This is a genomic window from Burkholderia sp. MSMB1835, from assembly GCF_001526365.1.
Taxonomy (GTDB): domain Bacteria; phylum Pseudomonadota; class Gammaproteobacteria; order Burkholderiales; family Burkholderiaceae; genus Burkholderia.
The window spans coordinates 56,299-81,456 of the sequence record NZ_LOYP01000025.1; the positions used below are offsets into that span (position 1 = coordinate 56,299).

Below are 25,158 nucleotides of genomic sequence, written 5' to 3' on the forward strand. Positions count from 1 at the left end.
ACGCGCGTATTTGCCGTCAAACGAAACGAGGCCGCGTTCGACGCGGCCTCGTTGTTTTCGGCGACGGCCGGACGGCCGCCCGTGCGCTCGCGCTCAGTAGGACTGCCGGTCGAGGCGGATTTCCTGCAGGATCGTCGTCGCGATTTCCTCGATCGACTTGTGCGTCGACGACAGCCACTTGATCCCTTCGCGGCGCATCATCGCCTCGGCCTCGTTGATCTCGTAGCGGCAGTTCTCGGGCGCCGCGTACTTGCTGCCCGGCCGGCGCTCGTTGCGGATCTCCGACAGACGCTGCGGGTCGATCGACAGCCCGAACAGCTTGTCGCTGTAAGGCGACAGCGCCGACGGCAGCTTGCCGCGTTCGAAATCCTCCGGAATCAGCGGATAGTTGGCGGCCTTCACGCCGTACTGCATCGCGAGGTACAGGCTCGTCGGCGTCTTGCCGCTGCGCGACACGCCGACGAGGATCACGTCGGCCTCCGACAGGTTGCGGTTCGACTGGCCGTCGTCGTGCGCGAGCGAGAAGTTGATCGCCTCGATCCGCGTCTTGTATTCCTCGGTGTCCGCATTCTGGTGGCCGCGGCCCATCGCGTGACTCGACTTGAGTTCCAGTTCCTGCTCGAGCGGTTCGACGAAGCGCTGGAACATGTCGAGCACGAGCGCGTTCGAGCGCTTGACGATGTCGTTCGACTCGCTGTCGACGAGCGTCGTGAACACGATCGCGCGACGGCCGTCGTGCACGGCGGCCTCGTTGATCTTCTCGACCGTCGCATAGGCCTTGTCGAGCGAGTCGACGAACGGCACGCGCACGAGGCGGAATTTCTGGTCGAACTGGGAAAGGATCGAATGCGCGAAGGTTTCGGCAGTGATCCCGGTGCCGTCGGAGACGATGAATACGGTAGGCAGCATGAATCTGGACGTCGAGCGTGAAGGGCAGTTGCGCGGGTGGCTGGAGGCGAGCCTCCAGACCCAGTGACAAGGTCGCGCCACATCCGGCAGCCGGCACGGTAGAATAGCGGCAACCTGTTGGATAAGCAATTGCGGGGGCAGGGCGCGAACGGCGCCCGGTGGCTGGGCCGCGCGATTTCCGAATTCCCGGCAAGTCTGGCGATTTGTCTGCAAATATCGCCCTTCTGCCGGGATTTTTGCAAATCGGGTCGGAAGATTTCCGCCGCTGCGAGTGTTTATCTAACAGGTTGCGCAAGACGCGCCGCGCCTTTTTGCAAGCGCCCGCGTTCGAGCCCACTTGCGCGATCGAGCATTTTTTTCACACTTAGGGGCTTGTATGACTAACGCAGCAAACGTCGCAAAGGACCAGGCGTATGTAATTCCGTTCGAGCAGTTGCGGATGACCGATGTGGAGATCGTGGGCGGCAAGAATGCGTCGCTCGGCGAGATGATCAGCCAGCTTTCCGAAGCAGGCGTTCGCGTCCCCACCGGTTTCGCCACGACCGCGCTCGCATTCCGCGATTTCCTCAAGCACAACGACCTGACCGACCGGATCGCCAAGCGTCTCGAGTCGCTCGACATCGACGACGTGAAGGCGCTCGCCGAAGCCGGCGCCGAAATCCGCAAGTGGATCGTCGACGCGCCGCTGCAGCCGCGCCTCGAGCAGGAAATTCGCGCGCAGTTCGAAGTGCTGAAGAACGGCTCGCCGAGCGAGCTGTCGTTCGCCGTGCGCTCGTCGGCGACCGCGGAAGACCTGCCCGACGCATCGTTCGCCGGCCAGCAGGAGTCGTATCTGAACGTCGTCGGCATCGACGACGTGCTCGACCGCATGAAGCACGTGTTCGCGTCGCTGTACAACGACCGCGCGATCTCGTACCGCGTGCACAAGGGCTTCACGCACGCCGAAGTCGCGCTGTCGGCCGGCGTGCAGCGCATGGTCCGCTCGGACGTCGGCGCCGCCGGCGTGATGTTCACGATCGACACCGAATCGGGCTTCAAGGACGCCGTGTTCATCACGTCGAGCTACGGCCTGGGCGAAACCGTCGTGCAGGGCGCGGTGAACCCGGACGAGTTCTACGTGTTCAAGACGACGCTCGCGCAGGACAAGTACCCGATCATCCGCCGCTCGATCGGCTCGAAGCTGATCAAGATGGAATTCACGCAGCCGGGCGAGCCGGGCCGCGTGAAGACGGTCGACGTGCCGCACGAGCAGCGCAACCGCTACTCGATCACCGACGACGACGTGATCGAGCTCGCGAAGTACGCGGTGATCATCGAGAAGCACTACCAGCGTCCGATGGACATCGAATGGGGCAAGGACGGCCGCGACGGCAAGATCTTCATCCTGCAGGCGCGTCCGGAAACGGTGAAGAGCCAGGCAACCGGCAAGGCCGAGCAGCGCTTCAAGCTGAAGGGCCAGTCGCAGGTGCTGGCGACGGGGCGTGCGATCGGCCAGAAGATCGGCGCGGGCCCCGTGCGCGTGATCCAGGATCCGTCGGAAATGGAACGCGTGCAGCCGGGCGACGTGCTGGTGGCCGACATGACCGACCCGAACTGGGAACCGGTGATGAAGCGTGCAGCGGCGATCGTCACGAACCGCGGCGGCCGCACCTGCCACGCGGCGATCATCGCGCGTGAGCTCGGCGTGCCGGCCGTCGTCGGCTGCGGCGATGCGACCGACATCCTGAAGGACGGCGCGCTCGTCACCGTGTCGTGCGCGGAAGGCGACGAAGGCAAGATCTACGACGGGCTGCTCGAGACGGAAGTCACGGAAGTGCAGCGCGGCGAACTGCCGGAAATCCCGGTCAAGATCATGATGAACGTCGGCAACCCGCAGCTCGCGTTCGACTTCTCGCAACTGCCGAACGCCGGCGTGGGCCTCGCGCGTCTCGAGTTCATCATCAACAACAACATCGGCGTTCACCCGAAGGCGATTCTCGAGTACCCGAACATCGACCAGGACCTGAAGAAGGCGGTCGAGAGCGTGGCGCGCGGCCACGCGTCGCCGCGTCAGTTCTACGTCGACAAGCTGACGGAAGGCGTCGCGACGATCGCGGCGGCGTTCTATCCGAAGCCCGTGATCGTGCGTCTGTCCGACTTCAAGTCGAACGAGTACAAGAAGCTGATCGGCGGTTCGCGTTACGAGCCGGACGAGGAAAACCCGATGCTGGGCTTCCGCGGCGCGTCGCGCTACATCGCCGACGATTTCTCGCAGGCGTTCGAGATGGAATGCCGTGCACTGAAGCGCGTGCGCGACGAGATGGGCCTGACCAACGTCGAGATCATGGTGCCGTTCGTGCGGACCGTGAAGCAGGCGGAGCGCGTGGTCGGCCTGCTCGAGAAGTTCGGGCTGAAGCGCGGCGAAAACGGCCTGCGCCTCGTGATGATGTGCGAAGTCCCGACCAACGCGATCCTCGCCGAAGAGTTCCTGGAACACTTCGACGGCTTCTCGATCGGCTCGAACGACCTCACGCAGCTCACGCTCGGCCTCGACCGCGATTCGGGCATGGAACTGCTGGCAGTCGACTTCGACGAGCGCGACCCGGCCGTCAAGTTCCTGCTCAAGCGTGCGATCGATACTTGCCGCAAGATGGGCAAGTACGTCGGTATCTGCGGCCAGGGTCCGTCCGATCACCCGGACTTCGCGCAATGGCTGACCGACGAAGGCATCGTGTCGATCTCGCTGAACCCCGACACGATCATCGATACGTGGCAGGCGCTCGCCAACCGGAAGTAACGGTCGGTCATGCAACCTCGGCGAAAGCGCGGTCCGTCGCGCTTTCGTTGAAGGCAAAATGCAAGGTTCGTGCTATAAACACCCCGGTAAGCACCGGGGTGTTTTTTTTCGTCGGTGCGCGTGGGGCCATCTCAAGCGCACCGGCCGCTTCGCACAGCCGCGCGCGCAGCGAATATAGTGAGCATCGGGGACGTTTTTCGGGAGACCACAATGATGTCGGGGCATCTGTTCTGGTGGGTCGGAGTCGGCGTGCTGGTCGTCGCCGAATTGCTGACCGGCACGTTCTATCTGTTGATGATCGCGCTCGGCTTTCTCGCGGGCGGGCTGCTGCAGCTCGCCGGTGCCGCGCCGCACGTGCAGTTCGGCGCGGCCGCCGCGGTCGCGATCGTCGCGATGATCGTGCTGCGTCGCTCGGGGCTCGGGCGCAAGCAGAAGCGCGACACGTCGACGAATCCCGACGTCAATCTCGATATCGGCTCGACCGTCACGGTCGACGCGTGGCGTGACGGCCGCGCGCGCGTACGGTATCGCGGCGCCGACTGGGACGTCGAGCTCGCGCACGGCGAGCGCGACGATGCGCACGTGTACCAGGTGAGCGCCGTGCGCGGCAACCGCCTCGTGGTCGTGGCGAAACCCGCGGGCTGATCGTCCGCTGATACAACAAGGAGGAAATATTCATGGATTCGCTGATCATCTGGGTTGTCCTGCTCGTCATCGCCATCGTGATCGTGTCGAAGACGGTGAAGATCGTGCCGCAGCAGCATGCATGGGTGCTCGAACGCTTCGGGCGCTACCACGCGACGCTGTCGCCCGGTCTCAACATCGTGCTGCCGTTCGTCGATCGCATCGCGTACCGGCACGTGCTGAAGGAAATTCCGCTCGACGTGCCGAGCCAGGTCTGTATCACGCGCGACAACACGCAGTTGCAGGTCGACGGCGTGCTGTATTTCCAGGTGATGGATCCGATGAAGGCGTCGTACGGGTCGAGCAACTTCGTGCTCGCGATCACGCAGTTGTCGCAGACGATGCTGCGCTCGGTGATCGGCAAGCTCGAGCTCGACAAGACCTTCGAGGAGCGCGATTTCATCAACCACAGCATCGTGTCGGCGCTCGACGACGCCGCGGCGAACTGGGGCGTGAAAGTGCTGCGCTACGAGATCAAGGACCTGACGCCGCCGAAGGAGATCCTGCACGCCATGCAGGCGCAGATCACCGCGGAGCGTGAAAAGCGTGCGCTGATTGCCGCCTCCGAAGGTCGCAAGCAGGAACAGATCAACCTCGCGTCGGGGGCGCGCGAAGCCGCGATCCAGAAGTCCGAAGGCGAGCGGCAGGCCGCGATCAACCAGGCGCAGGGCGAAGCCGCCGCGATTCTGGCGGTGGCCGAGGCGAACGCGCAGGCGATCCAGAAGATCGCAACCGCGATTCAGTCGCAAGGCGGGATGGACGCGGTGAACCTGAAGGTCGCCGAGCAGTATGTCGGCGCGTTCTCGAATCTCGCGAAGCAGGGCAACACGCTGATCGTGCCGTCGAACCTGGCGGATCTCGGCACCGCGATCTCGTCGGCGCTGACGATCGTCAAGAGCGCGGGGGCGGCGTCCGGCGCGAAGGGCTGAGCCCGGTGACCGATGCGCGCGCGGTGGCCGCGTGCGCGTCGTCGTGCGGCGAATCGTCGCGCAGCCGGTGGCCAGCCGGCGCGATTCAGGGAGACCAAAGCGACACGGCCCGCTTCGAGCGGGCCGTGTCGTTGGCGATGAGCGCCGCGAGCGTCAGGCGCCGGCGCGCATGATGCGCGCCTTCTCGCGTTCCCAGTCGCGTTTCTTTTCGGTTTCGCGCTTGTCGTGCAGCTTCTTGCCCTTCGCGAGCGCGATGTCGCACTTCACGCGACCGCCCTTGTAGTGGAAGTTCAGCGGCACGAGCGTGTAGCCGCGCTGCTCGACCTTGCCGATCAGCTTCTTGATTTCCTCGCGGTGCAGCAGCAGCTTGCGCGTGCGCACCGGGTCGGGCTTGATGTGCGTCGAGGCTTCGGGCAGCGGGCTGATATGGGTGCCGATCAGGAAGATCTCGGCGTTCTTCACCACGACGTAGCCTTCCTTGATCTGGCCGCGCCCGGCGCGCAGCGCCTTGACTTCCCAGCCTTCGAGCACGAGCCCCGCCTCGTAGCGTTCCTCGATGTGGTAATCGAAGTGCGCTTTCCTGTTGTCGATGATGCTCATGAAAGGATCGGGCCAAGTCGTTTAAAATCACGATTTTAGCAAAGCGGGGCGAGAATCGCCCGGCTTGGCGTTCCCACTTTGAGCGATGCCGCGCGATTTATGGCAGATGTCCAGAAAACCGTATTGATCCGTCATTCGGCGGAACAGATGTTCGACCTCGTCACCGACGTGGCCGACTACCCCAATTTCCTGCCCTGGTGCGGCGGTGTCGAGATTCGCCGTCAGGACGAGAGCGGGATGGAAGCGCGCATCGACATCAACTTCAAGGGCATCAAGCAGCATTTCGCGACGCGCAACACGCAGCAGCGCCCGACGCGGATCGACATGGAGTTCACGGACGGCCCGTTCAAGAAGTTCACGGGCTCGTGGCGCTTCACGGCGCTGCGCGCCGATGCGTGCAAGATCGAATTCGCGCTGCATTACGAGTTCTCGAGCATCCTGCTCGAGAAGATCATCGGGCCGGTGTTCAGCCACATCGCGAACACGTTCGTCGATTCGTTCGTGAAGCGCGCGGACCAGCGCTACGGAAAGGGGTGACGCGATGCTGTCGATCGAAGTCTGCTACGCACTGCCGGACCGCCAGACGCTGATTCCGCTGTCGTTGCCCGAAGGCGCGACCGTGCGCTCGGCAATCGACGCGAGCGGCGTGCTCGCGCTGCATCCGGAGATCGATCTCGCACACGCGAAGACGGGCGTCTACGGCAAGCTCGCGCCGCTCGATACGCCGCTCGTCGATCACGACCGCGTCGAGATTTACCGTCCGCTGATCGTCGATCCGAAGCTCGCGCGCCAGCGTCGCGTCGACAAATCTCGCCGCGACGGCTCGATCGAGGGCCGCAAGTGGATGCACAAGGACGCGCGCTGACGCGTCGTTCGCCCCGATTGGTCTGATCGAACGCCGCGGCGCTCAGTGGGCCGCGGCGTTTGCGTTTGCCGGCGCGCTGCCCGGCGTGTCGCCGTGCCGTCGCACCGAGCCGTATACACCGGCGAGCAGCAGCACGAGTGCGGCGATCTCGAGCGCGTGCGGCATCCGCCGGTCGTACACGAACGCGTACAGCATCGCGAACACGGTTTCGAACACGATCATCTGACCCGACAGCGTGAGCGGCAGCCGCTTCGACGCGGCATTCCACAGCCCGTTGCCGAGCCACGATGCGCCGATCGCGAGCACGAGGTTCAGCAGCCAGAACAACTGCCAGCGCGACGCCGGGACGGTCGCCTGCACCATGCCGGCCGGCAACGCGAGGATCGCCAGCCAGCAGAGCCCGCCGAGCAGGCCCGTCACGACACCCCACAGCACCGACCATTCGTTGCCGCCGAAGCGGTGATGACGTTGCAGGTAGCGTGCATTCGCCACCGCGTACCAGGTCCAGCTCGCGAGCGCGCCCGCCGCGCACGCGATGCCCGCGAGTTTCTGGGCGAGCGTCGTGGCGTGCGCGGCTTCGGACGTGAACAGGTCGACGTTGATGCAGACGATGCCGGCGATCACCAGCGCGAGCGGGGCGGCGAGCCGCCGCAGCGGCACGGCGCCATGGTCGCCGAGGCCCGCGAGCGTGACGGTCACGGGCAGCACGCCGACGATCAGCGAACTCGGCGCGATGCCGATCAGGTGCACGGCGCCGGACAGCAGCATGTAATACGCGACGTTGCCGACGATGGCGAGCTTCACCAGGGCGGCGAGATCCTCGCGGGTCAGCCGCGCGAGCAGCGAGCGGGCGGCGGGCAACGCGGCCGCGAGCGACACGAGGCCGTACATCGCGTAGCGGCCGGCGCTCAGCAGCAACGGCGAGAAATCGGTCAGCAGCCGCGGAACGAGAAACACCATGCCCCACAGGGCGCCTGCCAGGACACCGTACACCACGCCGCGCTGCATCGACCGCTCCGAACAAATGACCGAGGTGCGCGCATCTTAGCGAGGCCATCGCGGCGGCGTCTTGTTCATTCCTGCACTCGGGGCGGGGCCCGGCGCGTCGAGCGGCTTCGACGGGCGGCGCACGGCACGCAGCTTGCCGCTGTTGCCGCCGCCGCAGTAGAAGCGGTCGTGACCGTCGGATTCGAGCCCAGAGACGCCGACGCCGGCCGGCATGTCGATCTGCTCGAGCACCTGACCCGTGCGCGGATCGATGCGCCGCAAGTCGCTCTGGTCGGCTTCCCACGTGCCGTGCCACAGCTCGCCGTCGACCCACGTCACGCCGGTGACGAAGCGGTTCGATTCGATCGTGCGCAGCACGGCGCCCGATTGCGGATCCACCTGATGAATCTTGCGTTCGCGGTACTGGCCGACCCACAGCGTGCCTTCCGCCCACGCGAGCCCCGAATCGGCGCCGCCGCCGGGCGCCGGAATCGTCGCGAGCACGCGGCCCGATTCGGGGTCGATCTTCGCGATGCGGTCCTCGACGATCTGGAACAGATGGCGGCCGTCGAACGCGGTGCCCGCGTGCGCGGCGACGTCGAGCGAACGGACGGTCGTGCCGCGCTCGGGGTCGAGCGCATTCAGCTTGTCGCCGGACGCATACCACACGTGCTGCCCGTCGAACGTGACGCCGTGCACGCCGTCGACGCCCGGAAACGGGCCGTACTCGCGAAGAATGTCTGCAGCGGAGCGTTTCATGTTCGTCACCTCGTCGTTCGATGAGGCCATCCTAATCGCCCGGCAACGCAACCGGGAGTAACAAGGTCGTCGCGAATCCGGGCAGCGGCGGCGTCAGCCAGCGGCGCGCGCGTCCGCGGCCGAGCGCCTGTACCTTGCCGCTTTCCGCGAGCGCATCGAGCGCGCGCTGCACGGTGCGCTGGCTGGCGCCAAGTGCGAGCGCCAGCGCGGAGCTCGACCACGCTTCGCCGTCGGCGAGGAGCGCGAGCACGGCCGCATGGCGATCGTCGACCGGGCGCGCGAGGACGACGGTCTCGCGCACGCCGAGCGGCTCGAGCGCGAAGCCGCGCGGCGTCGCGACGACGTTCGCGAGCGGGCGCAGCACCGCGCGCAGCCGGCCCATTTCGACACGCAGCCGCGCGCGATGCGATTCGTCGGCCTGTTTCGCGCGGAACGCGGCGGCGACGAGCGCGTTTCTCGACACGTCGGCCGGCCATGCCTCGCCGAGCGCACGTGCGAGCACGAACAGCACCGGACGCCGCGCGAGCGACACGGTCGTGCGCGCATCGCGCACCGTGTGCCGGCACGCGTCGACGACGAGCGCGTTCGACTCGAACAGCGTCTCGACTTCGTCGAGCGGCACGAGCCGCGACGTGCCGCGCGCGATGAGCCGCGCGGCCGGTGCGTCGAGCACGCGCGCGGCGGTGTCGACCTCGGCCGCCAGCGCGGCGATGCCGGCGGCGCGGGCGGCCGTTCGCGCCCGGGCGAGCGCCGCACGGGCCGCGTGCGTGCGAATGCGGCGCATCGCGATACCGGCCGCGATCAGTTCATGGGCGGCGCGCGACGCGGGTGGCAGCGGCGCGGGATCGAGATGCGCGAGCAGCCGCTCGGCCTCGTCGAGACGGCCGATCAGCAGCAACCGGCGCACGCCGAGATAGCGGGCATGCGCGGCGTTCGCGCGGTCGCCGTGCGCGTCGAGCGTCGCGCAGGCCGCATCGAGCGCCCGCGTGGGCCAGTGCAGGTCGCGCGACGCGAGCGCGATCTCGGCTTCCGCGACGACGCAGCGCGCCCGTGCGACCGCTTCCTTCGCCCCGAATGCGCGTGCGGCGCCGCGCACGAGCGCCCGTGCACGGTCGAAATCGCCGAGCTGCGCGAGCGCGATGCCGCGTAGCGCGAGCGCCGGCGCATCGTCGCGCAGCGCGACGCGGTTCAGCGCACCGAGCGCGTCACCGGCGGCGAGCGCGCGCGCGGCCGCGGTGATCAGCGAATCCATTCGAATCCCGACACACTTGTCACTCCCTTCGGTCCGATGCCCGGCACTAATCTAGCACCACGCACACGGCCCCGTACGCCGTGCCCGGATACCCATCGGAAGGAGGAACCCGCAATGACGACCCATCTCACCGGAACCCGCGACGAATGGCTGGCCGAACGCCGCGCGCTGCTCGACGCGGAAAAGGCGCTGACGCGGCAAAGCGACGAACTCGCGCGGCGGCGCCAGGCGCTGCCGTGGGTGCGCGTCGACAAGACCTACCGGTTCGATACCGAAGCAGGGCAGGCGACGCTCGACGACCTGTTTGACGGCCGTTCGCAATTGCTCGTCTATCACTTCATGTTCGGCCCCGACTACAAGGCCGGCTGCCCGTCGTGCTCGGCGCTTGCCGACGGCTTCGACGGCTTCGCCGTGCATCTGGCGCATCACGACGTGACGCTCGCGGCCGTGTCGCGCGCGCCGCTCGCGAAACTGCTCGCGTACCGGCAGCGGATGGGGTGGACGTTTCCGTGGGCGTCGTCGGTCGGCAGCGATTTCAACTTCGACTTCAACGTGTCGTTCACCGAAACGCAGCAGCGCGCGGGCGACATCGAATACAACTATGCGCGGGCCGCTCACGCGATGGACATGGATCCGCCGCCGGCGCCCGTCGTGCAGTTCGCGGCCACGTGCGGCACCGACGCGGCCACGTATTCGCTCGACCGGCCGGGGATGAGCGCGTTCGTGCGCGAGGACGGGGCCATCTATCACACGTATTCGACCTACGCGCGCGGCCTCGACGGGTTGTGGGGGATGTACCAATGGCTCGATCGCGCGCCGCGCGGCCGCAACGAGGCCGGCCCGTGGTGGCGCCGGCACGACGAGTACGCGCGCGGCTGAGCGGCCGGCTGCGAGCGGGAGCACGCGATGACACGACCGACAACCGGCGAGACGGCAGTCGATCCGCAGGCATTCGGCGCGGCGGCCGTGGCCGTGTTCGTGCTCGCCGCGATGGCGACGCTGGCGCAGCACGCGTCGATGGCCGCGATGGGTGGCGAACCGATGTCGGGCGGCTGGATGGCCTCGGCCGTCTGGCTGCGGCCGTGCGGCCGGGGCGCCGGGCGCGCATTCGCGGCGTTTGCCGGAATGTGGGGCGCGATGACGGTGACGATGATGCTGCCCGTGTTCGCGGCGCAGCTCTGGCATGACTGGCAGCGCATCGGTCCGCGGACGGCGCGCTCGGCCTGGCTCGTCGCCGTCGTGGGGGCGGGATATTTCTCGGTCTGGATGGCGCTCGGGGCGCTCGTGTTTCCGGCCGGCGCCGCACTGACGGCGGCCGGCGCCCGGCTGCCGGCGCTCGCCCGTGCGATGCCCTTCGCGGCCGGCGCCGTCGTGGCGGCCGCGGGTGCGTTGCAATTCTCCGGGTGGAAGGCGCGCCGGCTGGCGTGCTGCCGGCATGCGGCGGCGCACGCGCACCGGTCGCCCGGGACGGTCGTCACGGCGTGGCGGTACGGCGTGCGTGCTGCCCTCCGATGCGGGGCGTGTTGCGGGAACCTGATGGCGGTCGCGCTGGCGGCCGGCATGATGGATCTGCGCGTGATGGCCGCGATGACGGTGGCCATCGCCGCCGAACGCGTCGCGCCGGCCGGTGAACGCGTCGCACGGATCATCGGTTGCGCGGCGGTGGCGGGCGGCGTGGCGATGATCGTCCGCGCGGCCGGGCTGGCGTGACGCGCGGCAGGCCAGCCGCTTCGGCGGGGCGCCGGGCCGTGCGCGGCCGCCGCCGTCGCGGCCGTGTGGCCCCGCCGCGACACGGACGCTCGCCGCTCGGCCGCGGTTGCGCGAATGGCTCGATGCGGCGATGAAACGAAAAGCGATCGAAAACGAACCGAACGGCGATCCGAACGATTCGGCCCCCGAACGGGCGAAACCGGCTAAGCCGTTGTTCGTGTTGTGAAAATTCGCAGCGCTTCGCGTATAATTCGCTTTTGCGCCCATAGGATTTGCCATGCGTCTGATCCAAAAAGCACTCACTTTCGATGACGTGCTCCTCGTTCCCGCCTTCTCCGACGTTCTCCCGCGCGACACCAGCCTCAAGACCAAGCTGACCCGCAACATCTCCCTGAACATGCCGCTCGTGTCCGCCGCGATGGACACGGTCACCGAAGGTCGCCTCGCGATCGCGATGGCGCAGCAGGGTGGCGTCGGTATCGTCCACAAGAACCTCACGCCGGCCGAACAGGCCCGCGAGGTCGCGAAGGTCAAGCGTTTCGAATCGGGCGTCGTCCGCGACCCGATCACGGTCCCGCCGCAAATGAAGGTGCGCGACGTGATCGCGCTGTCGCGCCAGCATGGCATCTCGGGCTTCCCGGTCGTCGAAGGCCCGCAGCTCGTCGGCATCGTCACGAACCGCGACCTGCGTTTCGAAACGCGCCTCGACGAGCCGGTCAAGTCGATCATGACGCCGCGCGAGCGCCTCGTCACGGTCAAGGAAGGCACGCCGCTCGCCGAAGCGAAGGCGCTGATGCACAGCCACCGCCTCGAGCGCGTGCTGGTCGTCAACGACGCGTTCGAGCTGCGCGGCCTGATGACCGTCAAGGACATCACGAAGCAGACCGAGCACCCGGACGCGTGCAAGGACGAACACGGCAAGCTGCGCGCAGGCGCGGCGGTCGGCGTCGGCCCGGACAACGAAGAGCGCGTCGAGCTGCTGGTGCAGGCCGGCGTCGACGTGATCGTCGTCGATACCGCGCACGGTCACAGCAAGGGCGTGCTCGAGCGCGTTCGCTGGGTCAAGCAGAACTTCCCGCACGTCGAGGTGATCGGCGGCAACATCGCGACGGCCGCCGCCGCGAAGGCGCTGGTCGAATACGGCGCGGACGCGGTCAAGGTCGGTATCGGCCCGGGCTCGATCTGCACGACGCGGATCGTCGCGGGTGTCGGCGTGCCGCAGATCAGCGCGATCGCGAACGTCGCGGAAGCGCTGAGGGGCACCGGCGTGCCGTGCATCGCCGACGGCGGCGTGCGTTTCTCGGGCGACGTGTCGAAGGCCCTCGCGGCCGGCGCGAACGCGGTGATGATGGGCAGCATGTTCGCAGGCACCGAAGAGGCGCCGGGCGACGTGTTCCTGTACCAGGGCCGCCAGTACAAGTCGTATCGCGGCATGGGTTCGGTCGGCGCGATGAAGGACGGCGCGGCGGACCGCTACTTCCAGGACAACTCGGCGAACATCGACAAGCTCGTGCCGGAAGGCATCGAAGGCCGCGTCGCGTACAAGGGTTCGGTCAACGCGATCCTGTTCCAGCTGGTCGGCGGCGTGCGCGCGAGCATGGGCTACTGCGGCTGCCGCACGATCGACGAACTGCACGAGAAGGCCGAATTCGTCCAGATCACCGCGGCGGGCATGCGCGAGTCGCACGTGCACGACGTGCAGATCACGAAGGAAGCGCCCAACTATCACGTGGACTGATCGCCGATGAAACCGCTGCTGCGAGCCGTGCTGATCGTCGATGCCGTGCTGCTGCTGGCGTTCGGCGTGCTGTTCGTGCTGACGCCCTGGCAGGCGCTGTTCAACGCGCTGCAACTGGCGAACATCCAGCCGGCGATGCTCGGCCAGGCGTTCGGTATCGCGCTGCTCGGGCTCGCGTGGCTCGCGTTTCATGCGGCGTTCAACGGCGACCTCACGGCGCCCGTCGCGCGGTCGGTCGGCCACGTGTACTGGCTGACCGGCGTGCTGACGGTCGTGTGGTCGATCGGCACCGGCAGCGGGCCCGCGCTCGCGGCCGCCGGCCGGGTGCTGTCGGCCGTGGCCGGAGTCGCGCTGATCGTGCTCGGTCTCGGCGGCGTGCGGCTCGCATCGGCCGTGCGCCGGCGCGAGAAAGTGCAGGCGCTCGAAGGCCGGAGCGCGCAGCGTCCGGTCGAACCGGCGCCGGCCTCCGCAGCGCAGCCGCGGGTCGAGCCGGTCGTCGGCCGCCCGGTGGCGCCTGCGGCGCCGGCTGCGGCGACCCCGTCGGCCGCGTCCGACCGCGCATCAGGCAGCGTCGCGTTCGACGCGCGCCCGCCGTCGCAGGATTGACCGGCGATGCGTCGCGCGTGCCGCCTGCCGCCCGACGCCGCCGACCATGCTTTTGACGCAGCGCTCGATGCGCTGCTTTTCTTATTCTCTTCATCCCGTCCGCAGCCATGCACGACAAAATCCTGATTCTCGACTTCGGTTCGCAAGTCACCCAACTGATTGCACGGCGCGTGCGTGAAGCGCACGTCTACTGCGAAATCCATCCGAACGACGTGTCCAACGACTTCGTCCGCGAGTTCGCGCCGAAGGCGGTGATCCTGTCGGGCAGCCACGCGAGCACGTACGAAGACCATCAGCTGCGCGCGCCGCAGGCCGTGTGGGAGCTCGGCGTGCCGGTGCTCGGCATCTGCTACGGCATGCAGACGATGGCCGTGCAGCTCGGCGGCAAGGTCGAGTGGAGCGACCATCGCGAATTCGGCTACGCGGAAATGCGTGCGCACGGCCATACGCGCCTGCTCGACGGTATCGAGGATTTCACGACGGCGGAAGGCCACGGGATGCTGAAGGTCTGGATGAGCCACGGCGACAAGGTTGCCGAGCTGCCGCCGGGCTTCGCGCTGATGGCGTCGACGCCGAGCTGCCCGATCGCCGGCATGGCCGACGAGGCGCGCGGCTACTACGCGGTGCAGTTCCATCCGGAAGTCACGCACACGGTGAAGGGCCGCCAGATCATCGAGCGCTTCGTGCTGCAGATCGCCGGCGCGAAGCCCGACTGGATCATGAAGAACCACATCGAGGAAGCCGTCGCGAAGATCCGCGAGCAGGTCGGCGACGAGGAAGTGATTCTCGGCCTGTCGGGCGGCGTCGATTCGAGCGTCGCGGCCGCGCTGATCCATCGTGCGATCGGCGATCAACTGACGTGCGTGTTCGTCGATCACGGCCTGCTGCGCCTGAACGAAGGCAAGATGGTGCTCGACATGTTCGAGGGCCGCCTGCATGCGAAGGTCGTGCACGTCGATGCGTCCGACCAGTTCCTCGGCCATCTGGCCGGCGTGACCGATCCGGAAGCGAAGCGCAAGATCATCGGCCGCGAGTTCGTCGAGGTGTTCCAGGCCGAGGCGAAGAAGCTGTCGAAGGCGAAGTGGCTCGCGCAGGGCACGATCTACCCGGACGTGGTCGAATCGGGCGGCACGAAGACGAAGAAGGCGACGACGATCAAGAGCCACCACAACGTCGGCGGCCTGCCGGAGACGCTCGGCCTGAAGCTGCTCGAGCCGCTGCGCGACCTGTTCAAGGACGAAGTGCGCGAGCTGGGCGTCGCGCTCGGCCTGCCGCCGGAGATGGTGTACCGCCACCCGTTCCCGGGCCCGGGCCTCGGCGTGCGGATTCTCGGCGAAGTGAAGCGCGAGTACGCGGACCTGCTGCGCCGTGCGGACGCGATCTTCATCGAGGAATTGCGCGGCACGACGGCCACCGCGCAGGACGCGGCTGCCGGCCTGTGCGGCGAGGCCGACGTCGGCAAGACGTGGTACGACCTGACGAGCCAGGCGTTCGCGGTGTTCCTGCCGGTGAAGTCGGTGGGCGTGATGGGCGATGGGCGGACGTACGACTACGTGACGTCGCTGCGCGCGGTGCAGACGACCGACTTCATGACCGCGCACTGGGCGCACCTGCCGTATGCACTGCTCGGCCGCGCGTCGAACCGGATCATCAACGAAGTGCGCGGGATCAACCGGGTCGTGTACGACATCTCGGGGAAGCCGCCGGCGACGATCGAGTGGGAGTGAACAATCCGACTGAACCGGCGTTCGATTCCGCTTGTGCCGTTGCGCATCGCTTGATGTCGCGATAGTTCGCAAGCGGGTTGCCGGTTTGGACGGCATGCTGCCCTGGCTCACGCGGGGCAAGAAACGGCCTGGCAATTCATTGCCAGGCCGTTTTGCGTTAACGGGTGCAGTCAGTCAGTGCGTGTCGTGTTTTCCGTTCCGGGACGGGATGCGTCACGCACACGTCCGCCCAAGCGACCGCAAATACATCGGTACCTTCGCCTTGGTCGTCGCCTGCACCCGCGACATCAGCGCGTGATCGATCCGATCCAGCCCGTAAGTCCGCGAAATATCCTGCTGCAACCGGCACCACAGATGGCCGGCCATCTCCGCATCGACCATCGCGCGGTGCGCACGGCCCGATTGCGGCAGCCGCAGCATCTCGGCCAGGCTCGACAGGCGGTGACTCCTGGCGTCCGGGTAGATCCGTCTCGCCACCAGCATCGTGCACGCAAACGCATGGTCGGCCGACATGCCGAGCAGCCCCAGTTCCGACTGCCAGAAGCGTTTGTCGAAACCGGCGTTGTGAGCCACGACCGCGTGCTTGCCGACGAACGCCGCCGCTTCCTTCATGACTTCGGACGCCGGCGGCGCCGCCGCAATCATGTCGTTGGTGATGCCGGTGAGCGCAACGACATCCGACGGGATGCGTCTGCCTGCATTCATCAAACTCTGGAAACGGTCGACGACTTGCCCGTCGCGCAGCAGGATGACGGCAATTTCGGTCGCACGGTCGCCCAGATTCGGCGACAGCCCGGTTGTTTCGAAGTCCAGTACCGCGACGGTTTGCATGGTTGAGTTCGGATGCTTCATCAGAGGGTGTCGAGTTTGGCCGAGAGGGTAGCATCTCCGTGCTCGCGAACGGCGGATTCATCGACCGGCGAGCGGGCCGGCTTCCGATTGACGATAATGAAATCTCGCTCCAGGCCTGTCGGACATGCTGCCGTGACTCAACTGACGCTACCCGGATTCGATGCGCCGCCGCCGGCTCCCGTGCACCGCTTCTTTTTCGCCGTGATGCCGGATCCGGCCACGGCGGCGCGCATTGCCGGCCTTGCCGAAAGCATGCGGCTGGAGAAGGACAGTCTGGTGGGCACCGAGCGTCTGCACATCACGCTGGGTTCTCTGGGCGACTTTGCTTACGTGCCGGGCGCTACCCTTGTACGGGCACGTGCGGTGGCGGACCGCATGGACGTGCCGTTTTTCTCCGTGACGTTCGACAAGATCGTCAGCTTCAACGGGCGTCCCGGTCATCAGCCGCTGGTGCTGATGGGGAAGACCGGTCTGGACGGCTTGATCGATTTTCGGCGGCAGTTGCGAGAGGCGCTGAAACGGGCAGGCGTGCGCGTTTTTCCGTCGGGTTTCACCCCGCACGTGACGCTGATGTATGGCGCACGGAGGCCCGATGAGTATCGGATCGAGCCGATTACCTGGACCGTGTTCGACTTCGTCCTGATCGATAGCTGGCTCGGCAAGTCGCACTACGACGTGTTGGGGCGCTGGCCGCTGACGACCGGCAACGCCTCGGGATAATCGCGATACCGCAAGGGCGGTGTCGTTTCAGCGCGTCCGGTCCGGGCCGGTGCCGTGTCCCGTTCCTGCCCGGACTCCGGCTCAGTCCCGACCACTTCCGCGATAACGAAGATGAATCAGCGGATAAGGTCGCCCCTGTCCATCCACCTCCGACCTCCCGCAGCGCTCGAATCCGAGCCGCTCATAAAACCCCGCCGCCGCTTCGTTCTGCTCGTTGACGTCGGTCGACAGATCGGGATGGCGCTCGAGCGCTTCTTCGACCAGCCGCCGCCCGACCCCCGTGCCATGGTGTTCAGGATCGACGAACAGCGCCTCCATGTGGCTGCCGTCGAGCAGCATGAAGCCGATCGGGCGATCGGTTTCGTCGACGGCCAGATCGAGCGGCGCGCCCGGCAAAAACGCGACGACTTCGGATTCGATCGCGCGGCGATCGTCGTCGCTCAGGAAGTGATGGGTGGCGTCGACGGCGTTGCGCCAGATATCCAGCACGCGCGTGCCGTCGGCCTCGGTGGATCGTCGAATTCTGATCATGGTTTGATGGGTTGTGATTCGGTGGCGGTCGGCAGGTCGCCGGCTTCGTGACGGAACGAACGCATCGCGCCGATACGCAAGCGACATCGGAAGTGTCAGGCGAATGGCGGACGCGCGTTGCCCAACACCGCCGCCCGCTCGATCGCCCGTCGCGCGACGTCGCGCACGCCCGCGCTCATCGGCAAATCGTCGCGCTCGAGTTCGTCGATGTCGAACCAGCGTGCGTCGAGCGCATCGTCGCCGGCGGCCGGCGTGCCGCGCAGCCATCTGCACAGTACCGCGACCAGGATGAAATGCTGGCGCACGGCGCCGTGCGCATCGTAATCGAACGCGTCCAGCGCGGTAAAGGTGTCGAGCGCTGCCACGTCGACCGTCGTCTCTTCCGCGATCTCGCGCACGACCGCATCCGCGAGCGGCTCGCCGGGCTCGATCTTGCCGCCGGGGAAGCCCCAGCAGCCCGCATCGGGCGGATTCGCGCGGCGCACGAGCAGCACGTCGCGTTCGCGCAGCACGATGCCGATCACGGCGGGAACGGGGCGCAAGGAAGCAGCGTGGCCGGTTGGGGACGGGGTCATGCGTATCCGTTGGTTCGAACGAACGCGTGAGCGTGCACGCGGCTCATCGGGCGTTCCCGGTACGCCGTTCGATCGCGCGGATCACGGCGACCATGTCGGCCGCGCCATGCCCGGCCTGCTCGGTTTCGCCGTAAAGCGCGTGGCAGATGTCGAGCAGCGGCGACGCGATGCCGATGCCCCGCGCGGATTCGGCGACGAGGCGCGCATTCTTCAGCACGTCGGTGATCGCGGCCTGCACCGAGAAATCTTCCGCGACGAGCTTGCCGAGCTTCACGCGCGACACGTCGCTCGCCATCGGGCCGGCGTTCAGCACGTCGGCGAAGCGCGCGAGGTCGATACCGTGACGCTGCGCGAAATGCGTGGCTTCGGCGAGACCGGTGACCATCGTGATCAGGAACAGGTTGACGGCGAGCTTCATCGTCAGCGCCGACGGCACGTCGCCGCACACGAAACTGTCGCGGCACAGCGGTTTCACGAGCGCGCGGACGGCATCGACGTCGTCGGGTGCGCCGGCCAGCATCACGACGAGCTGGCCGGCTTCGGCCGGCTTGCGCGAGCCCGATACCGGCGCCTCGACGTAGCGGCCCGACGCGGCGGCGATGTCGTCGGCGAGCGCACGCGAATATTCGGGCGCATTCGTACCCATGTTGACGATCGTGTGCCCGCCGACCCGCGCGGCAAAACCGGACGTGCCGCGCGCGAGGACGGCATCGATCGCCGCGTCGTTCGCGAGCATCAGGATCACGGTGCGGCAGGACACGAATACGTCGTCGATGTTCTCGGCCACGCGCGCGCCGGCGTCGCGCAGCGCATCGTCGTTGCCGTGCGAACGGCTCCACACGACGAGCGGCGTGCCGGCCCGCGCGAGATTGAGCGCCATCGGCGTGCCCATCACGCCGAGGCCGATGAATCCGACTGCGGTTTGCATGGTGCTGCCCCCACGGTAGATGGCGACGATCGTGGGCGTCAGTATCGCAGCGTTTTCGCATGCCTGCCATCCAGCCCGCTCGACCGCGACAGCCGCGTCGTCGCCGCTACGCGATCTCCGCCAGATACGGCCACGGATAAATGCCGCGTGCATGGCCGTCGCCGAACAGGAAGCGTACGCCGTAGCCGAGCGGTTCCACGCCGTCCAGCGTCAGGCCCGGCCGCGCGTCGATGCGGCCGCCGTCGAGCCGGATCTTGCGGCATTCCGCACACGGGCAATCGCTGCGCAACCGCGCGAAGCCGATGCGTTGCGCCGAGCCGTCAGGCCACGACAGCGTCAGTGCGCGTGCCGGGTGATCGAGTGCGATTTCGGTCGGCGCGATCATCGCGACGCCTCGTCGATCTGTCCGATCGCGATCCGCACGGCCTTGCGGACTTCGGGGTCGCGATCGTCGAGCGCGTCGTGCAGCGCGGGCAGCGTCGTCCGGTCGCGCAATTCGCCGAGTGCGAGCGCGGCTTCCTTGCGCAGATTGCTGATCGCATGCGCGAGCAGCGCGACGACGGCCGGTGCCGCAGCCGCATCGCGCAATTGGCCGAGCGCGCGGACGGCGCGCACGCGCACTTGCCAGTAATCGTCGTCGAGCGCGGCGACGAGCGGGTCGCGCGCAATGGCGACGCGCAGCTTGCCGAGCGTGGCAGCCGCTTCCTCGCGCACCTGCCATTCGACGTCACGCAGTGCCGCGAGCAGCGCGGTGACGACGGCGGTATCGCCGGCCGCTGCAAACCCGATCGCGCCAACCGCGGCGCGCCGCACGTCGGCATCGGCGTCCGCGGTCGCGACGCGGGCGAGCGGCGGCAGCGCGCGGCCGTCCTTGAGCCAGCCGAGCACGACGACCGCCTCCGTGCGGACGGCAGCGGCGCTCGCGTCGAGCGCGCGCAGTGCGGGCGCGAACGCGTCGGGGTCGCGCAGTTCGCGCAGGCCGCGCAGCACGGCGGTGCGCACGAACGGCTCGGGCCGGTCGGCCCAGCGGCGCAGCACGGCGCCCGATGCCGCGTCCTTCAGTTCGGACAGGCTGTGCGCGGCCGTTGCGCGCACGCCGTCGTCCGGATCGAGCAGCGCATGGCACAGCGCGTCGACGACATCGGGCTGCTCCCACGCGTCGAGCACGCGTGCGGCCTCGCTGCGCACGTCGGCCGACGGGTCGTCGCGCAGCGCCGCGACGAACGCCGGCACGAGTTCGGGCGCCTCGAGATCGGCGAGTTCGAGCAACGCGATGCGACGCACCGAGGCATCGGCCGCGGCGAGACGCGCGACGAGCGCCGCATGATCGGCGGCCGGCATGCCGGGCAGCGGGAAAGCGGGGGAAGAAGCGGTCATGGCGAAAAGTCGGTGCGGTGAGTGGGGCAGTACGCGCGCTCAGGCGGCGTCGCGCAACAGCGCGGGACAGCGGCGCTCGATGTCGACGCACGCCGGCTCGGTCGTCCTGTCGTCGATGCGGGTGGCGCGCCGTGTCAGCGCAGCAGGTAAGGGATGTCGACCTTGACCGCGCCGGTCGGGCAGTCGCGTTCGCACGGCATGCAGTACCAGCATTCGTCGAACTGCATGTACGCCTTGCCCTTGGTAACGTCGATCGCGAGCAGGTCGAGCGGGCACACGTCGACGCAGACGGTGCAGCCCTTGTCGGCGATGCACAGCGTCTCGTCGATCGTCACGGGCGCGCTGCTGCGCTGGAAGATGTCGTGCGGGGTATGGGGCATGGCAAGGCTCCTCAAAGGGTGGCCGCGAGGGCGGCCGGTTCGCGGATGCGCAACTGCGCGTAGGCGCCGCGTTCGTCGTCGGCAAGCGGCACGACGTACGGTTCGACCGGCCGCTTCTCGCTGCGCATCGCGCCCGCGGCATCCTTGCGCAGCCACGTGTGGCAGAACCATTCGGCGTCGTTGCGGTGCGGGAAATCGACGCGATGGTGGTACAGCCCCCAGCGGCTCTCGGTGCGGAACAGCGACGCGCGTGCGGCCATTTCCGCGCAGTCGCGGATCGCGCGAACTTCGGCCGCGCGCATCAGCTCGTGCGGGTTATCGGCCTTGATTTCTTCGATATCCTCAGTAATTCCGTCAAAACGTTGCAACCCGATTTCCATCTTGCGCGTCACCTTCGGCGGTTGCAGGTAGTCGTTCACCATGCGGCGCAGCTTGTACTCGACCTGCGCCGGCGCCAGGCCGCGCTCGCGCAGCAACGGCGCGAGCACGCGCGAGCGCTCGGCGTTGACCTGTTGGTCGTCCACCGGCGCATGTTCGCGTCCGGCCGCGTAGTCGGCCGCATTTTGCCCGGCGAACCAGCCGTACGTGAATGCGCCGAGCATGTAGTTGTGCGGAACGGCCGCCATGTCGCCGGCCGCGTACAGCCCCGGCACGGTCGTCTCCGCGCGCGCATTCACATATACGCCCGATGCGCTGTGGCCGCTGCAGAAGCCGATCTCCGAGATGTGCATCTCGACCATCTGGCTGCGGTAGTCGGTGCCGCGCCCCGCATGGAAACGGCCGCGGCTCGGCCGTTCGTTCGTATGCAGGATCTGCTCGATGGTCCGGATCGTTTCTTCCGCGAGATGGTCGAGCTTCAGGAACACGGGGCCGTTGCCGCTCTGCAGTTCCTGGTAGAACTCCCACATCATCTGGCCGCTCCAGTAGTCGCATTCGATGAAGCGTTCGCCCTTGCCGTTCGCGGTGAAGCCGCCGAGCGGGCCGGTCACGTACGCGCAGGCCGGGCCGTTGTAATCCTTGATCAACGGATTGATCTGGAAGCATTCGAGGTTCGCGAGCGCCGCGCCCGCGTGATAGGCCATCGCGTAGCCGTCGCCCGCGTTGGTCGGGTTCTCGTACGTGCCCATCAGGTAGCCCGATGCCGGCAGACCGAGGCGGCCGGCCGCGCCGCAGCAGAGGATCACGGCCTTCGCGCGGATCACGTGGAATTCGGCGGTGCGGCAGTCGAAGCCGAGCACGCCGCTCGCGCGGCCCTGCGCATCGGTCAGCACGCGCGTCGCGACGATCCGGTTCGTGATCGCGATGCGTGCGCGCTTCAGTTGCCGGTACAGCACCTTCTTGATGTCGTGGCCCTCCGGCATCGGCAACACGTACGAGCCCATGTGATGGACCTTCTTCACCGCGTAGTCGCCGGTGCCGTCCTTCTCGAACTTCACGCCCCAGCGATCGAGCTGCTCGATCGTCGTGAAGCTGTGTGCGGCGTACGCGTACACGGCTTCCTGGTCGACGATCCCGTCGTTGGCGATCGTGATCTCGCGCGTGTACTGCTCGGGCGTCGCATGACCGGGGATCACCGCGTTGTTCAGGCCGTCCATCCCCATCGAGATCGCGCCGCTGCGTTTCACGTGGGCCTTCTCGAGCAGCAGCACGCGCAGGGACGGATCGCGCTCCTTCGCCTTGATGGCGGCCATCGGGCCGGCCGTGCCGCCGCCGACCACGACGACGTCGTATTCGTGCACATGGGTATTCATCGCGGGTTCCTTGCAGGTTTGCGTGCCTTCTGCCGGTCGACGCGCAGCCGGTACTGGAAGGCGTCGCCGCGGAAGTAGAGGGTTTCGTAGTCGATCGGCGCACCGGACGCATCGTGCGTGAGACGCTCGATACGCAGCACAGGGCTGCTTTCCTCGACGTGCAGCGCGTCGACGATTTCGTCGTCGGCGAGGATCGCGTCGATCGACACGTCGGCATGGCCGAGCGCAATGCCGCAGTCGTTCTCCAGGATCAGGAAGATGTCGCGGGTCGCGAGATCGGCGCCGGCGAGGCGCTTGCCGAGCGCCTCGGGTACCCAGGTCTGTTCGAGCGACACGGGTTCGCGGTTCAGCAGCCGCACGCGATGGATCTCGACGAGCGGCGCGCCCTCGAGCACGTTCAGCTTCGTCGCGAGATGGCGATTGGCCTTCACGGTGCGCAGGCTGCGCAACTGATTGACGATTTCGTAGCCCATCGACGACATCGCCTCCGCGAACCCCTGCAGCGACGTCACGTTCTGGAAGGCCTTCGGCTTCGACACGAACGTGCCCTTGCCGTGCAGCTTGAACAGCAGGCCTTCCTTCTGCAGGTCGCCGAGCGCCTGGCGCACCGTGATGCGGCTGACGTCGAACGTCGCGCAGAGTTCGTGCTCGGACGGCATCCGGCTGTGCGGCGCATAGGTGCCGTCGAGAATGCGCGCGCGCAGCGTGTCCTTGATCTGCACGTAGAGCGGGGCCGCGGACAGCGGCACGACGTTGGGTGGCGTCATCGGTCAACTTGTTATGACAAGATGGGGCGAGTGTAGCCAGCGCACGTGCGCGCCCCAACCAACCATTTCTGCTTTCGAATTTCCCGTTGCGGAAAAGCGGGGCGGCAGGCGGCGGGGCGACCGGACGATCCGACCCCTGCGATCGGCGCGGGAGCGCCGACAATTAAAAATCCGCAGGTCATGCGCCGCGCATGTCGATTTCCCGATGCGTCGTCCGTCGTATCGATACCGACCGGGCCGCACGCCGCGCCATGCAGCGGACACCCGGTTGCCGCGAATGGCGCAACGAACGAGGAGATACCCGATGACACGTCACATGCCGGATTCCCGATACCGCTGGGTGATCGTCGCCGCGGGCGGCCTGATGGGCTGCGTCGCGATCGGCGCGATGTTTTCGTTACCGGTGTTCCTGCGGTCCATCGCGCGCGATACGGGCTGGTCGATGACCGGCATTTCCGCCGCGATGACGCTCGGCTTCATCGCGATGGCGTTTGCGAGCATGGCGTGGGGCAGCCTGTCGGACCGCGTCGGCACGCGGCCGGTCGTCGTCGCGGGCGCCGTGCTGCTGTCGGCGAGCCTGGCGCTGGCGAGCCGCGCGCCGTCGCTGCTCGTGTTCCAGCTGAGCTTCGGGCTGGCCGTCGGCAGCGCGACGGCCGCGATATTCGCGCCGATGATGGCGTGCGTGACCGGCTGGTTCGACACGCACCGCAGCCTCGCGGTATCGCTCGTGTCGGCCGGCATGGGGATGGCGCCGATGACGATGGCGCCGCTCGCCGCATGGCTCGTGTCGGTGCGCGACTGGCGCACGTCGATGCTGCTGATTGCCGCGCTGGCGGCCGTCGTGATGATTCCGGTGTCGCTGCTGGTGCGCCGGGCGCCGGCGCTCGACGCTGCAGCCGCGCACGCGGCGCCTGCGCCTGCGCCGGCGTCCGCCGACGCGCCCGCCGCGATGTCGGTCGCGGATGCGCTGCGCTCGCCGCAGTTCGCGGTATTGCTGCTGACCAATTTCTTCTGCTGCGCGACGCATTCGGGCCCGATCTTCCACACGGTCAGCTACGCGGTGACCTGCGGGATTCCGCTGATCGTCGCGGTGTCGATCTACAGCGTGGAAGGGCTCGCGGGCATGGGCGGCCGGATCGCGTTCGGGATACTCGGCGATCGCCTCGGCGCGAAACGCATGCTGGCGGCGGGGTTGCTCGCGCAGGCGTTCGGCGCGCTCGGCTATTACTTCGTGCGCTCGCTCGACGGCTTCTACGCGGTCGCGACGCTGTTCGGTTTCGTCTATGCGGGCGTGATGCCGCTCTATTCGGTGCTCGCGCGCGAGAATTTCCCGCTGCGGATGATGGGCACCGTGATCGGCGGCTGCGCGATGGCCGGCAGCCTCGGGATGGCCGCGGGCCCGGTCGCGGGCGGGCTGATCGTCGACGCGCTCGGCAGCTACGGCTGGCTGTACCTCGGATCGTTCGCGATCGGGGTCGGCGCGTTCCTGATCGCGACGATGTTCCGCCCGTTCGCGAAAGCGCGGCCGGAAACGGTGGCTGCGTAAGCGGGCGGCGAAGGCGGGTAGAGCAGGCGGCTGGCGTTTTGGTCGGGCCGGCAGGGGCCTGCGGGATCGTCGCGGGAGAAAAACGGGTAGGCCATCGCCCCCGTCCGGAAGCGTCCGGACCGCGCTCGGCTCGCTGCGGCGCAGCACAGCGGCAAGTGACGGCGATCGGCGCGCATGCGCTGCGATTCG

At 67.6% G+C, this 25,158-nt stretch carries 26 protein-coding genes; 12 read left to right on the top strand and 14 right to left on the bottom strand.

Going from position 1 to position 25,158, the window contains the following annotated elements; all coding sequences use genetic code 11:
* Positions 1-93 precede the first annotated feature (93 nt).
* Positions 94-909 (bottom strand): posphoenolpyruvate synthetase regulatory kinase/phosphorylase PpsR, encoded by an 816-nt coding sequence (gene ppsR / locus WS96_RS10870; RefSeq protein ID WP_034207652.1) that lies wholly within the window; start codon positions 907-909, stop codon positions 94-96.
* Between the two features lie 376 nt (positions 910-1,285).
* Here ppsR and ppsA point away from each other — a divergent pair, with 376 nt between their 5' ends.
* The 3 genes from ppsA to WS96_RS10885 all read left to right on the top strand — a co-directional run bounded on the left by ppsA (position 1,286) and on the right by WS96_RS10885 (position 5,298).
* Entirely contained in the window at positions 1,286-3,685 is a 2,400-nt protein-coding gene (ppsA, locus tag WS96_RS10875) for a phosphoenolpyruvate synthase (protein WP_059832461.1), read from the top strand.
* Positions 3,686-3,895: 210 nt separating this feature from the next.
* Positions 3,896-4,330, top strand: coding sequence for an NfeD family protein (locus WS96_RS10880; protein WP_059832462.1), 435 nt, complete (start codon positions 3,896-3,898; stop codon positions 4,328-4,330).
* Positions 4,331-4,362: 32 nt separating this feature from the next.
* A complete protein-coding gene (locus WS96_RS10885; protein WP_059832464.1) occupies positions 4,363-5,298 on the top strand; it encodes an SPFH domain-containing protein in 936 nt (311 codons plus the stop codon).
* 153 nt (positions 5,299-5,451) lie between these two features.
* On the opposite strand, the gene smpB is transcribed toward WS96_RS10885, so the two are convergent.
* Entirely contained in the window at positions 5,452-5,898 is a 447-nt protein-coding gene (smpB, locus tag WS96_RS10890; protein ID WP_034181129.1) for an SsrA-binding protein SmpB, read from the bottom strand.
* 99 nt (positions 5,899-5,997) lie between these two features.
* On the opposite strand from smpB, the gene WS96_RS10895 reads away from it, so the two are divergent.
* Both WS96_RS10895 and WS96_RS10900 read left to right on the top strand, forming a co-directional pair.
* Positions 5,998-6,435, top strand: coding sequence for a type II toxin-antitoxin system RatA family toxin (locus WS96_RS10895; protein WP_034188832.1), 438 nt, complete (start codon positions 5,998-6,000; stop codon positions 6,433-6,435).
* Positions 6,436-6,439: 4 nt separating this feature from the next.
* Positions 6,440-6,763: an RnfH family protein gene (locus tag WS96_RS10900; RefSeq protein ID WP_034207647.1), complete on the top strand. Its 324-nt coding sequence runs from the start codon at positions 6,440-6,442 to the stop codon at positions 6,761-6,763.
* Positions 6,764-6,805: 42 nt separating this feature from the next.
* Here WS96_RS10900 and WS96_RS10905 read toward each other — a convergent pair whose 3' ends face one another.
* The 3 genes from WS96_RS10905 to WS96_RS10915 are packed head-to-tail and all read right to left on the bottom strand — an operon-like array spanning position 6,806 to position 9,761.
* Positions 6,806-7,771: a DMT family transporter gene (locus WS96_RS10905; protein ID WP_059832465.1), complete on the bottom strand. Its 966-nt coding sequence runs from the start codon at positions 7,769-7,771 to the stop codon at positions 6,806-6,808.
* Between the two features lie 36 nt (positions 7,772-7,807).
* Positions 7,808-8,509, bottom strand: a complete 702-nt coding sequence (locus WS96_RS10910; protein WP_059832679.1) for a Vgb family protein — start codon at positions 8,507-8,509, stop codon at positions 7,808-7,810.
* 31 nt (positions 8,510-8,540) lie between these two features.
* Complete coding sequence (locus WS96_RS10915; protein WP_059832467.1) at positions 8,541-9,761, bottom strand: hypothetical protein; 1,221 nt, start codon at positions 9,759-9,761, stop codon at positions 8,541-8,543.
* Positions 9,762-9,875: 114 nt separating this feature from the next.
* On the opposite strand from WS96_RS10915, the gene WS96_RS10920 reads away from it, so the two are divergent.
* The 5 genes from WS96_RS10920 to guaA all read left to right on the top strand — a co-directional run bounded on the left by WS96_RS10920 (position 9,876) and on the right by guaA (position 15,542).
* Positions 9,876-10,640, top strand: coding sequence for a DUF899 domain-containing protein (locus tag WS96_RS10920; protein ID WP_059832468.1), 765 nt, complete (start codon positions 9,876-9,878; stop codon positions 10,638-10,640).
* Between the two features lie 27 nt (positions 10,641-10,667).
* Positions 10,668-11,471 (top strand): DUF2182 domain-containing protein, encoded by an 804-nt coding sequence (locus WS96_RS10925; protein ID WP_059832470.1) that lies wholly within the window; start codon positions 10,668-10,670, stop codon positions 11,469-11,471.
* A 277-nt stretch (positions 11,472-11,748) separates the two neighbouring features.
* Entirely contained in the window at positions 11,749-13,209 is a 1,461-nt protein-coding gene (gene guaB, locus WS96_RS10930) for an IMP dehydrogenase (RefSeq protein ID WP_059832472.1), read from the top strand.
* 6 nt (positions 13,210-13,215) lie between these two features.
* Positions 13,216-13,815: a hypothetical protein gene (locus WS96_RS10935; protein ID WP_059832473.1), complete on the top strand. Its 600-nt coding sequence runs from the start codon at positions 13,216-13,218 to the stop codon at positions 13,813-13,815.
* A gap of 107 nt (positions 13,816-13,922) precedes the next feature.
* Positions 13,923-15,542 (top strand): glutamine-hydrolyzing GMP synthase, encoded by a 1,620-nt coding sequence (gene guaA, locus WS96_RS10940; protein ID WP_059832475.1) that lies wholly within the window; start codon positions 13,923-13,925, stop codon positions 15,540-15,542.
* Positions 15,543-15,755: 213 nt separating this feature from the next.
* Here guaA and WS96_RS10945 read toward each other — a convergent pair whose 3' ends face one another.
* Positions 15,756-16,373, bottom strand: a complete 618-nt coding sequence (locus tag WS96_RS10945) for a 3'-5' exonuclease (protein WP_059832477.1) — start codon at positions 16,371-16,373, stop codon at positions 15,756-15,758.
* Between the two features lie 117 nt (positions 16,374-16,490).
* Here WS96_RS10945 and WS96_RS10950 point away from each other — a divergent pair, with 117 nt between their 5' ends.
* Positions 16,491-17,114, top strand: a complete 624-nt coding sequence (locus WS96_RS10950; protein ID WP_059832479.1) for a 2'-5' RNA ligase family protein — start codon at positions 16,491-16,493, stop codon at positions 17,112-17,114.
* 81 nt (positions 17,115-17,195) lie between these two features.
* Here the strand turns inward: WS96_RS10950 and WS96_RS10955 are convergent, their stop codons facing one another.
* The 8 genes from WS96_RS10955 to WS96_RS10990 form a co-directional block, all read right to left on the bottom strand.
* The gene (locus WS96_RS10955; protein ID WP_059832481.1) at positions 17,196-17,645 is read right to left on the bottom strand and encodes an acetyltransferase; all 450 of its coding nucleotides are present in this window, start codon (positions 17,643-17,645) and stop codon (positions 17,196-17,198) included.
* Positions 17,646-17,740: 95 nt separating this feature from the next.
* Positions 17,741-18,220: an NUDIX hydrolase gene (locus WS96_RS10960; RefSeq protein ID WP_082720240.1), complete on the bottom strand. Its 480-nt coding sequence runs from the start codon at positions 18,218-18,220 to the stop codon at positions 17,741-17,743.
* Between the two features lie 43 nt (positions 18,221-18,263).
* Positions 18,264-19,148 (bottom strand): NAD(P)-dependent oxidoreductase, encoded by an 885-nt coding sequence (locus WS96_RS10965; protein WP_059832484.1) that lies wholly within the window; start codon positions 19,146-19,148, stop codon positions 18,264-18,266.
* A 106-nt stretch (positions 19,149-19,254) separates the two neighbouring features.
* Positions 19,255-19,533 carry a gamma-butyrobetaine hydroxylase-like domain-containing protein gene (locus tag WS96_RS10970; protein WP_059832486.1) on the bottom strand — a complete coding sequence of 93 codons (279 nt, stop codon included), beginning with the start codon at positions 19,531-19,533 and terminating at the stop codon, positions 19,255-19,257.
* Positions 19,530-20,525: a HEAT repeat domain-containing protein gene (locus tag WS96_RS10975; RefSeq protein WP_059832488.1), complete on the bottom strand. Its 996-nt coding sequence runs from the start codon at positions 20,523-20,525 to the stop codon at positions 19,530-19,532. Before WS96_RS10975 ends, WS96_RS10970 begins: the two co-directional genes overlap by 4 nt.
* A 134-nt stretch (positions 20,526-20,659) precedes the next feature.
* A complete protein-coding gene (locus WS96_RS10980) occupies positions 20,660-20,905 on the bottom strand; it encodes a 4Fe-4S dicluster domain-containing protein (RefSeq protein WP_059780882.1) in 246 nt (81 codons plus the stop codon).
* A gap of 11 nt (positions 20,906-20,916) precedes the next feature.
* Positions 20,917-22,656 carry a fumarate reductase/succinate dehydrogenase flavoprotein subunit gene (locus tag WS96_RS10985; RefSeq protein WP_059832490.1) on the bottom strand — a complete coding sequence of 580 codons (1,740 nt, stop codon included), beginning with the start codon at positions 22,654-22,656 and terminating at the stop codon, positions 20,917-20,919.
* Positions 22,653-23,423, bottom strand: a complete 771-nt coding sequence (locus WS96_RS10990) for a GntR family transcriptional regulator (RefSeq protein ID WP_059832492.1) — start codon at positions 23,421-23,423, stop codon at positions 22,653-22,655. The genes WS96_RS10985 and WS96_RS10990 overlap by 4 nt, the downstream gene beginning before the upstream one ends.
* Positions 23,424-23,739: 316 nt before the next feature.
* Between WS96_RS10990 and WS96_RS10995 the strand changes: the two genes are divergently transcribed.
* Complete coding sequence (locus WS96_RS10995) at positions 23,740-24,969, top strand: MFS transporter (protein ID WP_059832493.1); 1,230 nt, start codon at positions 23,740-23,742, stop codon at positions 24,967-24,969.
* Positions 24,970-25,158: the final 189 nt, after the last annotated feature.

Coding starts and splice junctions, on each gene's coding strand:
- ppsR (WP_034207652.1), bottom strand. CDS start 909: ATGCTGCCTACCGTATTCATCGTCTCCGACGGCACCGGGATCACTGCC.
- ppsA (WP_059832461.1), top strand. CDS start 1,286: ATGACTAACGCAGCAAACGTCGCAAAGGACCAGGCGTATGTAATTCCG.
- WS96_RS10880 (WP_059832462.1), top strand. CDS start 3,896: ATGATGTCGGGGCATCTGTTCTGGTGGGTCGGAGTCGGCGTGCTGGTC.
- WS96_RS10885 (WP_059832464.1), top strand. CDS start 4,363: ATGGATTCGCTGATCATCTGGGTTGTCCTGCTCGTCATCGCCATCGTG.
- smpB (WP_034181129.1), bottom strand. CDS start 5,898: ATGAGCATCATCGACAACAGGAAAGCGCACTTCGATTACCACATCGAG.
- WS96_RS10895 (WP_034188832.1), top strand. CDS start 5,998: ATGGCAGATGTCCAGAAAACCGTATTGATCCGTCATTCGGCGGAACAG.
- WS96_RS10900 (WP_034207647.1), top strand. CDS start 6,440: ATGCTGTCGATCGAAGTCTGCTACGCACTGCCGGACCGCCAGACGCTG.
- WS96_RS10905 (WP_059832465.1), bottom strand. CDS start 7,771: ATGCAGCGCGGCGTGGTGTACGGTGTCCTGGCAGGCGCCCTGTGGGGC.
- WS96_RS10910 (WP_059832679.1), bottom strand. CDS start 8,509: ATGAAACGCTCCGCTGCAGACATTCTTCGCGAGTACGGCCCGTTTCCG.
- WS96_RS10915 (WP_059832467.1), bottom strand. CDS start 9,761: ATGGATTCGCTGATCACCGCGGCCGCGCGCGCGCTCGCCGCCGGTGAC.
- WS96_RS10920 (WP_059832468.1), top strand. CDS start 9,876: ATGACGACCCATCTCACCGGAACCCGCGACGAATGGCTGGCCGAACGC.
- WS96_RS10925 (WP_059832470.1), top strand. CDS start 10,668: ATGACACGACCGACAACCGGCGAGACGGCAGTCGATCCGCAGGCATTC.
- guaB (WP_059832472.1), top strand. CDS start 11,749: ATGCGTCTGATCCAAAAAGCACTCACTTTCGATGACGTGCTCCTCGTT.
- WS96_RS10935 (WP_059832473.1), top strand. CDS start 13,216: ATGAAACCGCTGCTGCGAGCCGTGCTGATCGTCGATGCCGTGCTGCTG.
- guaA (WP_059832475.1), top strand. CDS start 13,923: ATGCACGACAAAATCCTGATTCTCGACTTCGGTTCGCAAGTCACCCAA.
- WS96_RS10945 (WP_059832477.1), bottom strand. CDS start 16,373: ATGCAAACCGTCGCGGTACTGGACTTCGAAACAACCGGGCTGTCGCCG.
- WS96_RS10950 (WP_059832479.1), top strand. CDS start 16,491: ATGAAATCTCGCTCCAGGCCTGTCGGACATGCTGCCGTGACTCAACTG.
- WS96_RS10955 (WP_059832481.1), bottom strand. CDS start 17,645: ATGATCAGAATTCGACGATCCACCGAGGCCGACGGCACGCGCGTGCTG.
- WS96_RS10960 (WP_082720240.1), bottom strand. CDS start 18,220: ATGACCCCGTCCCCAACCGGCCACGCTGCTTCCTTGCGCCCCGTTCCC.
- WS96_RS10965 (WP_059832484.1), bottom strand. CDS start 19,148: ATGCAAACCGCAGTCGGATTCATCGGCCTCGGCGTGATGGGCACGCCG.
- WS96_RS10970 (WP_059832486.1), bottom strand. CDS start 19,533: ATGATCGCGCCGACCGAAATCGCACTCGATCACCCGGCACGCGCACTG.
- WS96_RS10975 (WP_059832488.1), bottom strand. CDS start 20,525: ATGACCGCTTCTTCCCCCGCTTTCCCGCTGCCCGGCATGCCGGCCGCC.
- WS96_RS10980 (WP_059780882.1), bottom strand. CDS start 20,905: ATGCCCCATACCCCGCACGACATCTTCCAGCGCAGCAGCGCGCCCGTG.
- WS96_RS10985 (WP_059832490.1), bottom strand. CDS start 22,656: ATGAATACCCATGTGCACGAATACGACGTCGTCGTGGTCGGCGGCGGC.
- WS96_RS10990 (WP_059832492.1), bottom strand. CDS start 23,423: ATGACGCCACCCAACGTCGTGCCGCTGTCCGCGGCCCCGCTCTACGTG.
- WS96_RS10995 (WP_059832493.1), top strand. CDS start 23,740: ATGCCGGATTCCCGATACCGCTGGGTGATCGTCGCCGCGGGCGGCCTG.